Origin of the sequence: Vibrio sp. L3-7 (assembly GCF_963898195.1) — a bacterium.
GTDB classification, from domain to species: Bacteria; Pseudomonadota; Gammaproteobacteria; order Enterobacterales; family Vibrionaceae; genus Vibrio; species Vibrio echinoideorum.
Map to the genome: position 1 here is coordinate 25,548 of NZ_CAWQUW010000019.1, position 14,698 is coordinate 40,245.

Here is a 14,698-nt window from a genome sequence, read left to right on the forward strand (position 1 = left end):
TTGCCATCCTAGATATGATCTTTATCGAGTTGAGATTGAGTTTCTATATATTGATCTTGTTGATGCTGTTGTTTTTGCTGATCTTGTTGAGTCTGTTGCAACTCGGCCTGGTAGCTTGCTAGTGACGCTATCACTTCAGCCATGCTCTCAGGGCTACCAATAGTGATCCGAACACAGTTACGCAATGCAGGCTCGTGATTTTGGTTCCTGGTCACAATGCCATCTTTAGTTAATACGCTAAACAGTTCATGCCCCGATTTTTGACGTAACAAAATGAAGTTGGTCGATGACGGATAAACATATTCAATAAAGTCGAACTGGGTTAACGCAACAGCGAACTGATTACGAATCTCAACCAGCTTAGCGGTCGCCTCTTTCATCACAGCAACACGCTCATCAGACAAAGCTTCTAATACGATCTGAGAAGAACAATCTGGCATTGGGTATGGGGGAATCAGTTTAGATACATATTGCATCACGTTAGGACTAGCCAAAATAAAGCCACAACGTACTGCTGCTAATCCAAATGCTTTAGATAAAGTACGAATCACGACTAGATGCGGATAACGCTCAATGAGGCTCACTGCCGATGTATGGGGTTCAAATTCAATATATGCTTCATCAACCACCACTAGCGATTTGCCCACAGTTCCCTCCAGTACCTCAATGAGGTCTACTTTTGGAATCACGTTGCCAGTAGGGTTGTTTGGTGAACAAAGAAAGACAAGATTAACCAGTTCAGATTTCTGCACAATATCGGCGACATTAAGATTAAAGTCTTCTTGTAATGGCGAGTCGAGTGTTTCAATCGCCAATGCATCGGCACAAAACTCATACATCGCATACGTTGGTGAGCAAATCAGTATATTGTCGCTCGCTGGTTTACAGAATGTTCTGATCAGCAAATCAATCGCTTCGTCTGCTCCACGAACAGCTACCGTCTCGGCATCAGTTCCACAATAAGCTTGGTAAGCCTTAGCAATATCTTGCGGTAGAAAATCTGGATAGCGGTTATGACTAGGTTCCCGTTCAAACAACGAGCTTTCCAATTCGTTAGCGTTTAACCAAACACGTCCGTCACCACCAATTCTTCTTGCTGATTGATAAGGTATTAATTTTTTTACAGCCTGAGGCACTAAATTATCAATAAAAGATGTCAAAAAGCTATCCCTTTCACTTAATCACAATGTCTTCACCACTGCCTTCATATTCAAAATATGCAGCTTATACACATATTGAATCACAAATGATGAGTAAGTATTTACATTCAAACAGAACGCTATTGATAAATGAATCGAAATAATTACATAATAGGCATGATTAAAATTCATAGGTAGAGACATGAACAACACGTTGCCTTCAACCAAAACCTTGATCGCGTTTCTGTCAACGGCACGGCACCTCAACTTCACTCGCGCAGCACATGAACTCAATGTCACGCAAGGCGCGGTGAGTCGCCAAGTTTTGTCGTTTGAAGAAAGTCTTGGGTGCGACCTTTTCTATCGTCATGCTCGCGGGTTGTCATTAACACCCAAAGGAGAAGAACTGGTCCCTCTCATTCAAGATACAATTCAACAACTGCAATCGGCACTTAATCAGGTCGCGAGTTCTCCCTCTAAGATAAAACTCAATGCCCCGAGTTGTATCACCTCTTGGCTCCTACCCAAGTTGATGTCGTTCCAACAAGCCTATCCTGAAATTGATGTCGAGCTCACCTCAACCATCAAGCACGTTTTCGAACCAAGCTTTGATCCTTTTGATGCCGTCATTACCTATGGCAAGAAGCCAAGCCAACAATCGATTGTTAGCCAACTCTTGTTCAACGAACAACTGGCGCCCGTCTGCCAAGCACAAAGTATTAAACTCAGTCACCTTGCTAATGGTACCTCCTCTCTAATCAAGCCACATAAACTCGCTCAATACACGTGGCTACACGCCAATAACGAGCAGAGTGACTGGCGACTTTGGTTAGAACATATTGGAAGTCATGACCTTTCAAGCAAGAAAAACCAGCAATTCGCGACACTCGATCAAGCGATGAACGCGGCGATTCAAGGATTTGGAATTGCAATAGGCGACATCACTCTTGCCAAACAAGATATTGATTTAGGTAGGCTAGTCAAAGTGAGCGAAGACAGTGTCTTTTCTGGAAATAGTTACTTCTTAATACAACCCAAAAATCGCCAAAATACGTCTCTATCTACGCTAGTCGATTGGCTTGTAGGTTAACCACTATCAACATTGAGAATCCACTAGCGATAAAGCGGTTGTAGGTCGTCAGAATGAGAATTGGGGGATTCTCAAAATAAAACTATTTTGCGTTAGTTACGTATTGATTAGGTGAGAACAGAATGTGCTTCTTTTTAACTGATTGAAAAGAAAATCAATTCAATTTGATATGAGAAATGTTCTGTTTTTCTGACCAAAATGGCATTCGAATTGCTTTGTCTTAGATAACCCAAACAATAAACAGCAGGTTGCCCCTTTATCTTCGCAGCTTGTCACGGAGGATAGGTTATGACCTTACAAAGACATACATATTACGGCTTAATTCACCATGGAATTAAAACCCTATTGATGGATAGAATCGGCCACTTCACAGAGCGTGAATACCACGATTATCTCGGTCTAACGACGGGTAAATCGACGTGTTTTGCCATGAGCGAACAAGAGCTCGAAAATACGTTAGATAGCTTGAAGAGCGAAGGTTACCTTGAGGATATTAAGAAACTGATCCCGCGGTACCAAACATCGCCTATGCGGTGACATTGAGTTCCACACAATTAGTTTTGCAGCCAATTGTCTCGGGCTATTTAGCATCGAGGCAATTTTAGTTAGACTGTCTGCAACTCAACTAACTGGATACTCAGTGCCACATGAAGCAAATCCTTGATTTCATTCCTCTCATTATTTTCTTTGCGCTGTACAAGATGTACGACATCTACACAGCTACAGGCGCATTGATTGTTGCTTCCGCAGTACAAATCGTTTTGACGTACATCATCTACAAGAAAGTAGAAAAAATGCAGATCATCACATTTTTGATGGTTGCCGTATTTGGTGGCATGACCATCTTTTTGCACGACGATAATTTCATAAAATGGAAAGTAACCATCGTTTACGCCCTGTTTGCTATTGGCTTAACGGTAAGTCACATCATGGGCAAGTCTGCAATTAAAGGCATGTTGGGCAAAGAGATCCCACTTCCTGATGCCGTATGGGGCAAGATCAACTGGGCTTGGACTCTGTTTTTTACTCTCTGCGCCACTCTAAACGTTTATGTGGCTTTCAACCTGCCATTAGATGTTTGGGTTAACTTCAAAGTGTTCGGCCTTCTCATCGCAACCTTTGCGTTTACCTTGCTAACGGGTGTTTATATCTATAAACATTTACCAAAAGACCAGCTTCAGTCAAAAGACCAAGCTCTGGAAAAAGATAAGCAGCAAGACCTAGCAGACAAAAATACCGACGAGAAGTAACCCTAAGGGATGAGTCCTCATCCCCTTTTTGTTACAATTCTTCTCAATATGCGATTCCCGGTGGCCAATGATACTCGCGATCATTGGCCACTGATTTGTTTGTGTACGGGAAAAACGAGTAATTAACGTCCTCTTTGAGGCTGCCACTCGTTCACCTATTTGACGGTAACTTGTTGCTTGTGAAGTAACAAATACTCCGATAACCCATCACACATCTATTTTTTTATTTCAGATAATCAATACCACCAAGAGTACTACAATGACTATTCAATCAACTTTGAACCCGATTGGTTCTTTACTCCTTCGCACTTTAGCGATGCCTTCTGATACCAATGCAGCAGGTCAAATATTCGGTGGTTGGATAATGTCTCAGCTTGACCTTGCTGGTGGCATACTGGCGAAAGAGATCTCTAACGGCAAGATCGTCACCGTTTCAGTATCGAGCATCCAGTTCAAACAACCCGTATCGGTTGGTGATGTAGTCTGTGTTTATGGCGACTGCACTAAGATTGGTCGTAGCTCGATGAATATCGACCTAGAAGTTTGGGTTAAGCCCGTACTTGATCACGGTATCGGCGATCGCTACAAGGTATGTGGTGCGACATTCAACTACGTCGCTGTTGATGAAAGTGGCAAACCTCGACCAGTTAAAAAATAGCACTTTTCACTAAGCAAACTTTTTGCTGTTCTGTCGATACAAACGAATGCAACGGTCTTTAGCGACGGCAAACGAAATCACTAAAGACCATTCAACTCTCTAGCACCATTTCACAATTTCTTATCATTAGCCCTTCCAATACCAATTAGTTCGCGTAAATTAGCAAGATAGCGGATTTAAACGCCCCAAATTCAGTGAAGTAAAATAAGGATATCTCAATATGTGGTACGTGATTTTTTCTCAAGACGTCGAAAACTCATTAGAAAAACGACTAAGTGTTCGCCCACAACATCTAGAACGCCTACAAACACTTCACGATGAAGGCCGACTTTTAACCGCAGGTCCAATGCCAGCGATTGATTCAGATAACTCCGGCGAAGCTGGTTTCACTGGTTCTACTGTGATTGCTGAATTTAATTCTTTAGACGATGCACAAGCATGGGCAGACGCAGACCCGTACATTGCTGCTGGCGTCTACCAAAATGTGATTGTTAAACCATTCAAGAAAGTATTTTAACGTGAAAAAATGGATTATCGGTTCACTGGCCGCTGTTCTGCTTGCAGGCTGTAGCTCATCAAGTGAACAAGACAAACAAAGACAGCTAGAAATGATGGCGCAACATCGCGCTGGCGTTTTATCCGCAGGCCTGCCGATTGAGTATGGCCCGCTGTCGGTCATGCGCGTGCTGGCAAAGAACACGGTTATCGAAATCATGATGATCTACAACCAAGATGCAAAAGGTGCTAAGCCTTTAAATCAAGTTGTAGACATGAGTGTAAATAGCTACTGCACTAACTCTGAAGTAAGAGCAAACCTCGACATGGGCTTGGCTTACAACATCAAGATTCGCAACACTCGCGGACAATTGATCGTTGAGAAGCTGATCAGTAAAGAGACGTGTCAAAGTAGCAGCTAGTTTCTAGCTCGAGATTCGAACAAGCACAGAACCAAAAGGCCTCGCACTTGCGAGGCCTTTTTTGTGGCTCATCGTGGATTAGCGGGTAATCAAACCCTAGTGTTCGTTATACTAAAGCGTCTGCAGCTTCCCACTCTTTACGCAGTGTCTTAGTCGCCGACACAAGGTTTGTCAGTGCCGCTTCTGTTTCTGCCCAGTTACGCGTCTTCAGACCACAATCAGGGTTTGCCCACAAACGTTCTGCTGGGATTTTTTCTGCCGCTTTCTTAAGTAAATCAACAATCCACTCTTCTGAAGGAATGTTTGGTGAGTGAATGTCATAAACACCCGGTCCAATCGCATTCGGGTAGTTAAACTCTTCAAACGCTTTCAGTAGCTCCATGTTCGAACGAGAAGTCTCAATGGTAATCACATCGGCATCTAGCGCAGCGACTGAATCAATGATCTCATTGAACTCGCTATAACACATATGGGTATGGATCTGAGTTTCTGGTTTGGCACTCGCCGCTGAGATCTTAAAGGCATCAACCGCCCACTCTAGATATTCTGCGTGGTCGCGCTTTTTCAGTGGCAAACCTTCACGAATGGCAGGTTCATCAATTTGAATGATGTTGATGCCAGCATCTTGTAAATCCGACACCTCATCACGCAGTGCAAACGCCAGTTGGTTAGTGATCTCTTTACGTGAGATGTCTTCACGTGGGAATGTCCAACATAGAATAGTAACAGGCCCTGTAAGCATGCCTTTCATCTGCTTTGAAGTCAGAGATTGGGCATAGGTCGACCATTCTACCGTCATTGGTTTTTCACGTTCGATATCCGCAACCACAATCGCAGGTTTTACGCAGCGAGAACCATAGCTTTGTACCCAACCAAATTTGGTGGTTTGGAAGCCGGCTAGGTTTTCTGCAAAGTATTCCACCATGTCATTGCGCTCGGCTTCACCGTGCACAAGTACATCCAAATCGAGTGCTTCTTGACGTTTGACTGCATCCGCAATGTGACCTTTTAGTGCGGTGGTGTATTCCGCTTCACTCAATTGACCGGTTCGGTAGGCGCTACGTTGAACGCGAATTTCACCGGTCTGTGGGAATGAACCAATGGTTGTGGTTGGTAACAGCGGTAAGCCGAGAACTTCAGACTGATGCGCCGCACGTTCTGCGTAAGGCGCACTTCGCTCAGCTAACGCTTTAGTGATGGTATTGATGCGAGCTTGAACTTGCGGCTTATTCACATGAGTCGCGCTCTTACGAGCAACAATTGGTTGGCTGTAAGTCTCACACGCTAAAATGGCATTTTGATCGCCATCTAACGCAGCCCCCAATAAACTCACCTCGGTGACTTTCTGTTTCGCGAAAGCAAACCAACTCTTCACTTCTTCGCTGAGCGAATCTTCTAACTCCAAATCTACTGGGCTATGCAGCAGCGAACATGAACTTGCGACCCATAGTTTATCGCCTAGCTTTTCTTTCACAGGTTGCAGTAACTCAAGCTGAGAAGCTAAGTCTGCTCGCCAAACATTGCGTCCATTGATTGCACCCGCAGAAAGCACCCAATTTTGTGGCAATTTGTTCACCACCTCATTAAGTTGCTGCGGTGCGGCAGCCAAATCGATGTGTAAACCGTTGACGGGTAATTCCACGATCTTGTCTAACGTGTCAGTCACCGAATCAAAGTACGTAGTGAGCAGTAGCTTTACGTCGCCTTGAATCACTTGATAAGCCAGTTTGAATGAATCAGCCCACTGCTTTTCAAGTTCCAGAGAAAGGATAGGTTCATCGATTTGAACCCACTCAACACCTAGCTTGGCAAGTTTAGCCAAAATCGCTTGATAGGCAGTAAGAAGGCGAGGCAACAGAGTTAAGCGATCAAAGCCCTCTTCCACTTCTTTGCCTAAGTACAAGTATGACAGTGGACCGAGAAGTACAGGCTTAACTTTGTGTCCTGCTTTTATCGCTTCGTTCACTTCGTCAAACAGCTGCGGCCAGCTCACTTCGAATGAGTCGTCTTTACTGAATTCAGGAACAATATAGTGGTAGTTGGTGTTGAACCACTTAGTCATGTCAGAAGCCGCCGAACTGTCTTTAGTGCCATCATTAGACGTATGCGTACCACCGCAACAGGTAGGCTGAACTTGAGACTGCCCACGACCAACGCGGAACAAGGTATCCAAATCTGGAAAGGCTTTTTCATCTTCAGAACCACCAGCATGACGCTTTGGCACGTGGCCTAGAAGTAAAGTCGTTGTTAGAACATGGTCGTACCATGCGAAGTCACCCGCAGTTGCAAAGCTTAGATTCGCGTCGGCTTGTACATTCCAGTTACGATTTCTCAATTCACTGCCAAGCTGCTTGAGCTCAGATTGATTAATCTCACCGCGCCAATACTTCTCTAGTGTGAATTTGAGTTCGCGTTTTTCGCCGATACGTGGATAGCCTAAAATATGCGTTGTTGTCGTCATGAGTCTGTTCCTTATTCGATAATTTTAATTTCCGGTCAGACTGCCTTTGATGATTTCACTTTTCCACAAAGGCGTCTGGATGGCTAAACTATCGCCTTAATCCGATCTATGGACAACGTCCAAATATTCATCTTGTTTATTAATAATATTCATCTTGAATCATCCAAAGATGAACAGTTTAAATCCATCTGGACATCTAGACGTTTACAAAAGATCAAAAACACCGTAGGGTGATTATTAAGAAATATTGAATTGGCTTAGGGAATATGAGGAATACTCATGATAGAGCTTAAACACCTTCGAACATTGACCACCTTGAGAGACAGCGGCTCACTGACTGCGACTGCGACTTCTCTTCATCTGACTCAGTCAGCGCTTTCTCATCAGTTGAAAGATCTTGAGGCTCGTATTGGCGGTCAGCTTTTCCTGCGTAAAACTAGGCCAGTAAAATTCACCTCTGAGGGTGAAATCTTGCTTAAGCTTGCCGATGAAATACAGCCAAGAATAGCTAAAGCAGAAAACGAACTCGCAAGCCTGAAAGAGGATGTGAATGGTCGTTTACACATGGCGATTGAGTGTCACTCATGCTTCCAATGGTTAATGCCTGCTTTGAAGGAATATCAAGTGGCTTGGCCAAGCGTGACGCTAGATTTTTCGTCAGGCTTTGGTTTTGAGCCGCTGCCCGCATTAATGGCAGGTGAGTTAGATTTGGTGATCACCTCTGATATTCAACCGCGTTCGGAAGTCCATTACGAACCGCTTTTTGATTTCGAGATGCGTTTGATTACCGCAATCAATTCACCTTTGGCCGAAAAATCGAGCATTGATCCGCAAGATCTTAGCGATATCACTATGCTCACCTACCCGGTTCAAAAACAGCGTTTAGATGTCGTGAAGCACTTTTTGCAGCCAGCGGGTGTTGAACCTAAAAAATGGAAACAGGCAGACAACACACTAATGCTGGTTCAAATGGTGTCGGCAGGACTCGGAGTTGCAGCTTTGCCTAACTGGGCAATCAGCGAGTTTTCCAGACAAGGATTGATTGCAAGTAAACCACTGGGGAAAGGGTTATCGAGACGCTTATTTGCAGCGGTGAGAAACTCTGAGAAAGACAAACGTTATCTGCAGGCATTCTTCAGTACAGCAAGGCAGCAGAGCAAGAGTCACCTAGATGGCATTGAAGTCGTTTAACGATATTGATTGCTAAGTTACATGAGCCAACGCTAAACGTTAAAAACAAAAAAAGTCACAGATTATCTGTGACTTTTCAATTCTCAGTATCAGCTGATGAGCGATACTTGTTCATTCACGATAATTGACTCACAATCGATAACTCACTCACAATCAATAGAAGATGCGCCAGTTTGCTGCTTATCTAGGGTAAGACTTAAACTGGTTGGTCAATGGATCATATTGATAGCCAAGCATATCTAGCTTACCCACAACACTCTCTATATCCATTTCATACATACTGACCAACTCTTCAAAACTATCGCATTCTAGGCGAAGCTTTTCGTTCACGATTCCCAGCAAGATAATACTATCGAAACCTTTGACGTTGCTTAAATCCATCTCGTACTCCTTACGAACACACCGACCAGACTTAAGTTTAGAACGCTTACTAACGCCTCGCTAAAAAACAGATCACACTTCTTTCGCTAACACTGATTTTATCGACTAAAAGTTTCGTGAACTCAACAACCGCTTACAAGGCCCAAACTGGCGTCAAACCAATCGCAGCCGCCAATAGCATCAACAATGAAATCGTTAACTGTAGCTTTTCAGGCGTTTTTGCAAACAATAAATGCCAGCACCACACAACAATAGAAGAGATAAGCAAAGCAAAGCTAAATAGCAATGTTGAAATCACAGGCTCTAATTGAGTTTCAGACAGCGAATAAACGTTAAGGACCGTCGCCAAAACCACAAACATGCCCGTCAATACACCGACAACAGGCAAAACTCGATGAAATGCCTGTAAGCGCGTTCTAGCGATAGTCAGTAATAAATGGCCAAACGCAGAGCCTAATAACACCACCAGCAATAAAGTGGTAATAATACCGACAGTGGTAGTTTGCTCACTTGCTTGAATAGCGACATACGACAGCGCCAAACCACACGCAAGATACATCACCCAAATCGGGCCAGAATCACGTGTCTTTTTGGTTTGAACTTGAGAATAAAAGTAAAAGATAGCGAATACGATCAGAAACGCTTCAATTCTTAATGAAGCAACAGCAAGCCAAAGCACGCCAATAGCAGGTAACATCTTGTGAATACGGCCACGTTGACCTGGGCAAATATCACCCTTCACTAGGATTAAAGTTAAGATCAGTTGGGCTCCTAATAACATGGGAGCAAATTGTACTAATAATGATTCGACCATTGTGGATCTACTTATTCAGACTTATTTTCGCGAATAATATCAAAAACTGCCCCGAACACTAATCAAAATCACAAATTAGCGACGTTACTCAAGACTTAAACTATGCTGTTGTATGGTTCTTTCGTCGCTTTCAATCGTAATATGGCGAAAGACATCAGAACTAACAAGGGCATGTTCTACTGGCTAGTCTAGCCTCATGCCGCTATAATTCCCGCCTCAAAAATCAGAGGTTGAAATATGTACAGCGATATCACTCCTATTCACGAACACAAAAAATACTGGGCCGAGTGCTACGGAACAGCACCCTTTTTACCTACCAGTAGAAAGGAGATGGATGCTCTTGGATGGGATAGCTGTGACATTATTATTGTAACTGGTGACGCTTATGTTGATCACCCGAGCTTTGGTATGGCTATTATTGGCCGTTTGCTTGAAGCTCAAGGTTTCCGCGTGGGCATCATTGCTCAACCAAAGTGGGACAGTAAAGATGCCTTCATGGAACTGGGTAGACCTAACCTATTCTTCGGCATCACAGCGGGTAACATGGATTCCATGATCAACCGCTACACCTCTGATCGCAAACTTCGTCACGACGATGCTTACACACCAAACAATGAAGGTGGCAAGCGTCCTGACCGTGCAACTCTGATCTATTCTCAACGCTGTCGTGAAGCCTACAAAGGTACGCCAATCGTTCTTGGTGGTATTGAGGCGAGCTTACGTCGCGTTGCGCACTACGACTACTGGTCAGATAAAGTTCGTCGCTCTGTATTGTTTGATGCAAAAGCAGACATTCTTCTTTTCGGTAACGCTGAGCGTGCACTGGTTGAAGTGGCACACCGCATTGCCGACGGCGAAGACATGTCTACGCTGACCAATATCCGCGGTACTGCTATCAATCTTCCTGCAGCGCCTGAAGGCTTCAAGATCATTGACTCTTCTCGTATCGAAAAGCCGAACAAAGCCTATGTTCCAGTTAACCCGTACGAAGTAGAAACGCAGTGTGATACCAAGAAAGATGAAAAAGAAGAAGTAAAGGCTCAGCCAATTACTATTCGCCCTTCTCGTCACGATGCAAAAACAACCGCGGTTCGTATCCCTGGTTTCGAAAAACTCAATAACGACCGTATTCTTTACGCCCACGCTAGCCGTATTCTGCACCTAGAGACCAACCCGTACTCAGGTCGTGCTCTTATTCAACGTCACGGTGACCGCGAGCTATGGGTCAACCAAGCACCAATCCCTCTTGCAACTGAAGAGATGGATTACGTGTTTGGCCTTGCGTACAAGCGTGTTCCTCACCCAATGTATGGCAAAGCGAAAATTCCGGCATACGACATGATCAAAACCTCGGTTAATATCATGCGTGGTTGTTTTGGTGGTTGTTCTTTCTGTTCAATCACAGAGCACGAAGGTCGTATCATTCAGAACCGTTCGAAAGAATCGATCTTGGATGAGATCGAAGACATTAAAGATAAAGTACCTGGCTTTACCGGTACCATTTCTGACTTGGGTGGCCCAACCGCGAACATGTATCGCCTAGGTTGTTCTGATCCTAAAGCTGAAATTAACTGTCGTCGCCCATCATGTGTGTTCCCTAAAATCTGTGAAAAACTGAACACAGACCACCAGCACACCATTGACCTTTACCGCTCTGCGAGAAAGGTTCCGGGCATCAAGAAAGTAATGATCGCATCAGGCGTACGTTATGACCTTGCGATTGAGTCTCCAGAATACGTACGTGAGCTTGTGACTCACCACGTTGGTGGTTACTTGAAGATTGCTCCAGAGCATACTGAAAAAGGCCCTCTGGATCTAATGATGAAACCAGGCATGGGCACTTACGATCGTTTCAAAGAGATGTTCGAGAAGTACAGCGCTGAAGCCGGTAAGAAACAGTACCTAATTCCTTACTTCATCTCTGCTCACCCGGGCACGGAAGATGAAGACATGCTAAACCTTGCGTTGTGGCTGAAAAAGCATAACTACGAGTGTGACCAAGTACAGAACTTCTACCCATCGCCAATGTGTAATGCGACGTCGATGTACTACTCAGAGACCAACCCTCTGAAGCGCGTGAAATACAAAAAACGTGAAGATGTTCCAGTGCCTAAAGGCGATCGTCAACGTCGTCTGCATAAAGCATTGCTTCGTTATCACGATCCAGAAAACTGGAAGATCATCCGTGAAGCACTGACCAGCATGGGCAAAAAACACCTAATTGGTGACAAAGCGAACTGTTTAGTACCAGAAGAAGATTTTGAAGCTCTGACACCGGCACAGCGTCGTAAGTCTGGTCGTCATGGTTCACAACGTTTTGCAACTAAGCACAGTAAAGCCCAACCGGGTCTTGGCGGCGAAAGCCCACGTAACCATTCTAAGCCTGGTGGCAATAAGCCTAAGCCGGGTGGTAAGAAGCCAACAGGTAACCAAGGTAACGGCAATCAAGGCAACGGAAAGCAGAACGGTAATGGTAACGCGAATAAACCAGCGACTGGTTTCATCAAAAAAGCCCCTGCTAGCCAGCAATCGCAAGGCAATGGCGGCGGGAATGGCGGCGGGAATGGCAAGCCAAACCGCAGCAAAGCGGGTAATGGTCAAGGTGGAAAACCAGCAAGTAACGGAAAGAATCGCCAGCGCGCAACACAGCGTTAATATAGCGAACCCATTTACTTCGCTATCGTAAAAAATACAAAGCGCAGCTATTTAGCTGCGCTTTTTTATGTCTGGAAGATTTTTAAATTGGTTTAAACCTATCAACCTATGAACGCTGCCATTGGTCGGGGTAATGGATAATGTCGTGAAAAACGGCTTTCTCTGAACCGATGTTTTTATAGCCATGGGGTTGTTCAGCATTAAAACGTACCGCTTGCCCCTGGCTTAATTCATGCCAACTGTCATCGAAGAACACCGCCATTCGACCTGAAATACACAATATATGCTCAATCACTCCGGCATTGTGCGGCTCAGAAAAGTGCTCATAGTTTTCTGCTAATCCCAGCTCATACACTTCAAAGCCTACAGAGGCTTCAAACGGAAAAACAACACTAACCGTAAAGCCCTCATTCAGGCTTTCATCACGTAATTCATTCGCGTCTCGAAACAAACTCACCAACACATTACTGGAGCAAGACAAAATCAAACTCGAGAATGAAACGTTCAAACCAGTGGCAATTTGCCATAGCTTCGCGACGGTTGGGCTCGATTCACCACGTTCAATTTGCCCTAACATCGCTTTACTGACACCGGTCGCTTTGGCAGTCGCGTCGAGGCTCCAGCCTTTCTCTTTACGAATCCGTTTTAGGTTGTGGCTGACTTGCACATCGTTTTGGTCACTCAAACTCTCTTTTACATTAAAGCGAGTTTCCACATTCATGTTCTTCGGCATGTTTTCGTTCATCTACCTATTTAAGTTTGCTCGTGCTTAACCTTATCGCGAACAAAATTTAAACAAATAACACTTGTGCGCTATAACGCACAAATGCTAAGTTAAGTTCTCTGTATGTTATAACGCACAACGAGAGTGGTTAGTATGGGTCAGGTTAAGTTTTCTCACATCAGTACTGGTTTTATTGCGGTATTTATCGGTTATGCGAGTGCGGCAGCGATCATCTTCCAAGCAGCGACCAGTGCAGGAGCCAGCCAGCAGCAGATTGCTTCGTGGTTTTGGGCGCTCGGAATTGGCATGGGCGTGTCGACGATTCTACTATCGTGGAGATACAAACAGCCGATAGTGACGGCATGGTCTACGCCGGGCGCTGCGCTCCTTATCACCTCATTGGATGGGCTCACCGTAGAACAAGCCGTCGCTATCTTCCTATTTAGCTCACTGCTGATCACCATTACGGGTCTAACTGGCATCTTTGATACGCTGCTTAAGCGAATACCCACATCGATTGCGTCCGCGATGCTGGCTGGTGTGTTGTGGATGTTTGGAATTGGAATTTTCACCTCTCTATCTCAAGAGGCGATTATCATCGGTACCATGTTAGCCGCGTATATTTTTGCGAAGCCTAAGTTTGGTAATTTGTTGATTCCTTTTATCTTACTGCTTGCCGTCATAATGAGCGGCATTTCCGGAAAGCTCGATTTGTCAGATGTGAACTTAACGCTGACTCAGCCTATGTTCATCACCCCAGATTTTGATTTGGCGTCTCTGTTGAGTGTCGGTATTCCGTTATTTGTGGTGACAATGGCATCACAAAATCTGCCAGGGTTCGCCGTATTGAAAGCCAATGGTTATAACCCACCAGCGTCACGAATTATTACCACAACAGGCGTTACCGGTTTATTGCTCGCTCCCTTTGGTGGTTTTGCCTTTAACTTGGCAGCGCTGACAGGGGCAATATGCATGAGCCCGAACGCCGACCCAAATCCGAAAAGTCGTTACAAAGCAGCCTTAGCGATGGGTGGTTTCTATCTGTTGGCGGGGGTATTAGGCACAACCTTTGTTTCTCTGTTTTCATCGGTTCCGCAAGCCATCATTATTACCATTGCGGGGTTGGCCCTGTTACCGACACTTGCCAACAGCCTGACGACGGCTCTTGCTGATGACACACATAGAGAAGCAGCGTTGCTCACCTTTTTGCTAACCGCATCTGGGATTAACTTCGCCGGAGTCGGCAGCGCATTTTGGGGGCTGTGTTTGGGCTTAGTCTGTTACGCGATAAAGAATTGGCAGTTAAGAGCGGTTCAAACAAAGCTGGAACAACCTAAACAAGCCAAAGAAGGCAAAGAAGGCAAAGGACATAGTTAGAATTACCAATCATCTCGGACAAGCGATGTAAACAAAAAGGC

General features: G+C 44.7%; 14 protein-coding genes. 9 read left to right on the top strand and 5 right to left on the bottom strand.

The window, feature by feature from the left end; genetic code table 11:
- Positions 1–8: 8 nt before the first annotated feature.
- A complete protein-coding gene (hisC, locus tag AACW75_RS14130; RefSeq protein ID WP_145571911.1) occupies positions 9–1,160 on the bottom strand; it encodes a histidinol-phosphate transaminase in 1,152 nt (383 codons plus the stop codon).
- A gap of 181 nt (positions 1,161–1,341) precedes the next feature.
- Here hisC and AACW75_RS14135 point away from each other — a divergent pair, with 181 nt between their 5' ends.
- The 6 genes from AACW75_RS14135 to AACW75_RS14160 all read left to right on the top strand — a co-directional run bounded on the left by AACW75_RS14135 (position 1,342) and on the right by AACW75_RS14160 (position 5,054).
- Positions 1,342–2,229, top strand: coding sequence for a LysR substrate-binding domain-containing protein (locus tag AACW75_RS14135; protein WP_145571913.1), 888 nt, complete (start codon positions 1,342–1,344; stop codon positions 2,227–2,229).
- A 288-nt stretch (positions 2,230–2,517) separates the two neighbouring features.
- Positions 2,518–2,766, top strand: a complete 249-nt coding sequence (locus AACW75_RS14140) for a hypothetical protein (protein WP_145571915.1) — start codon at positions 2,518–2,520, stop codon at positions 2,764–2,766.
- 110 nt (positions 2,767–2,876) lie between these two features.
- Positions 2,877–3,479 carry a septation protein A gene (locus AACW75_RS14145; protein ID WP_145571916.1) on the top strand — a complete coding sequence of 201 codons (603 nt, stop codon included), beginning with the start codon at positions 2,877–2,879 and terminating at the stop codon, positions 3,477–3,479.
- A gap of 259 nt (positions 3,480–3,738) precedes the next feature.
- On the top strand, positions 3,739–4,137 hold the full coding sequence (yciA, locus tag AACW75_RS14150) for an acyl-CoA thioester hydrolase YciA (RefSeq protein WP_017076386.1): 399 nt from the start codon (positions 3,739–3,741) through the stop codon (positions 4,135–4,137).
- A gap of 220 nt (positions 4,138–4,357) precedes the next feature.
- Positions 4,358–4,654 (top strand): YciI family protein, encoded by a 297-nt coding sequence (locus AACW75_RS14155; RefSeq protein WP_145571918.1) that lies wholly within the window; start codon positions 4,358–4,360, stop codon positions 4,652–4,654.
- A gap of 1 nt (position 4,655) precedes the next feature.
- The gene (locus AACW75_RS14160) at positions 4,656–5,054 is read left to right on the top strand and encodes a GspS/AspS pilotin family protein (protein ID WP_029225239.1); all 399 of its coding nucleotides are present in this window, start codon (positions 4,656–4,658) and stop codon (positions 5,052–5,054) included.
- Positions 5,055–5,160: 106 nt separating this feature from the next.
- Here AACW75_RS14160 and metE read toward each other — a convergent pair whose 3' ends face one another.
- Positions 5,161–7,515 carry a 5-methyltetrahydropteroyltriglutamate--homocysteine S-methyltransferase gene (gene metE / locus AACW75_RS14165; protein WP_145571920.1) on the bottom strand — a complete coding sequence of 785 codons (2,355 nt, stop codon included), beginning with the start codon at positions 7,513–7,515 and terminating at the stop codon, positions 5,161–5,163.
- 279 nt (positions 7,516–7,794) lie between these two features.
- Here metE and AACW75_RS14170 point away from each other — a divergent pair, with 279 nt between their 5' ends.
- Entirely contained in the window at positions 7,795–8,706 is a 912-nt protein-coding gene (locus tag AACW75_RS14170) for a LysR substrate-binding domain-containing protein (protein ID WP_017076389.1), read from the top strand.
- A gap of 180 nt (positions 8,707–8,886) precedes the next feature.
- Here the strand turns inward: AACW75_RS14170 and AACW75_RS14175 are convergent, their stop codons facing one another.
- Together AACW75_RS14175 and AACW75_RS14180 are read right to left on the bottom strand one after the other, a co-directional pair.
- On the bottom strand, positions 8,887–9,087 hold the full coding sequence (locus AACW75_RS14175; protein WP_017076390.1) for a DUF4250 domain-containing protein: 201 nt from the start codon (positions 9,085–9,087) through the stop codon (positions 8,887–8,889).
- 133 nt (positions 9,088–9,220) lie between these two features.
- Entirely contained in the window at positions 9,221–9,901 is a 681-nt protein-coding gene (locus AACW75_RS14180) for a hypothetical protein (RefSeq protein WP_145571922.1), read from the bottom strand.
- 330 nt (positions 9,902–10,231) lie between these two features.
- On the opposite strand from AACW75_RS14180, the gene AACW75_RS14185 reads away from it, so the two are divergent.
- Entirely contained in the window at positions 10,232–12,556 is a 2,325-nt protein-coding gene (locus AACW75_RS14185) for a YgiQ family radical SAM protein (RefSeq protein ID WP_237297848.1), read from the top strand.
- Between the two features lie 106 nt (positions 12,557–12,662).
- Here AACW75_RS14185 and AACW75_RS14190 read toward each other — a convergent pair whose 3' ends face one another.
- Entirely contained in the window at positions 12,663–13,301 is a 639-nt protein-coding gene (locus AACW75_RS14190; protein ID WP_081324442.1) for a helix-turn-helix domain-containing protein, read from the bottom strand.
- A gap of 132 nt (positions 13,302–13,433) precedes the next feature.
- Between AACW75_RS14190 and AACW75_RS14195 the strand changes: the two genes are divergently transcribed.
- A complete protein-coding gene (locus AACW75_RS14195) occupies positions 13,434–14,657 on the top strand; it encodes a benzoate/H(+) symporter BenE family transporter (RefSeq protein ID WP_145571926.1) in 1,224 nt (407 codons plus the stop codon).
- Positions 14,658–14,698 lie beyond the last annotated feature (41 nt).

What these genes read in the sequence shown, in the direction of transcription:
- AACW75_RS14135 (WP_145571913.1), top strand. Translation starts at nt 1,342, where the DNA reads ATGAACAACACGTTGCCTTCAACCAAAACCTTGATCGCGTTTCTGTCA.
- AACW75_RS14140 (WP_145571915.1), top strand. Translation starts at nt 2,518, where the DNA reads ATGACCTTACAAAGACATACATATTACGGCTTAATTCACCATGGAATT.
- AACW75_RS14145 (WP_145571916.1), top strand. Translation starts at nt 2,877, where the DNA reads ATGAAGCAAATCCTTGATTTCATTCCTCTCATTATTTTCTTTGCGCTG.
- yciA (WP_017076386.1), top strand. Translation starts at nt 3,739, where the DNA reads ATGACTATTCAATCAACTTTGAACCCGATTGGTTCTTTACTCCTTCGC.
- AACW75_RS14155 (WP_145571918.1), top strand. Translation starts at nt 4,358, where the DNA reads ATGTGGTACGTGATTTTTTCTCAAGACGTCGAAAACTCATTAGAAAAA.
- metE (WP_145571920.1), bottom strand. Translation starts at nt 7,515, where the DNA reads ATGACGACAACAACGCATATTTTAGGCTATCCACGTATCGGCGAAAAA.
- AACW75_RS14170 (WP_017076389.1), top strand. Translation starts at nt 7,795, where the DNA reads ATGATAGAGCTTAAACACCTTCGAACATTGACCACCTTGAGAGACAGC.
- AACW75_RS14175 (WP_017076390.1), bottom strand. Translation starts at nt 9,087, where the DNA reads ATGGATTTAAGCAACGTCAAAGGTTTCGATAGTATTATCTTGCTGGGA.
- AACW75_RS14180 (WP_145571922.1), bottom strand. Translation starts at nt 9,901, where the DNA reads ATGGTCGAATCATTATTAGTACAATTTGCTCCCATGTTATTAGGAGCC.
- AACW75_RS14185 (WP_237297848.1), top strand. Translation starts at nt 10,232, where the DNA reads ATGGATGCTCTTGGATGGGATAGCTGTGACATTATTATTGTAACTGGT.
- AACW75_RS14190 (WP_081324442.1), bottom strand. Translation starts at nt 13,301, where the DNA reads ATGAACGAAAACATGCCGAAGAACATGAATGTGGAAACTCGCTTTAAT.
- AACW75_RS14195 (WP_145571926.1), top strand. Translation starts at nt 13,434, where the DNA reads ATGGGTCAGGTTAAGTTTTCTCACATCAGTACTGGTTTTATTGCGGTA.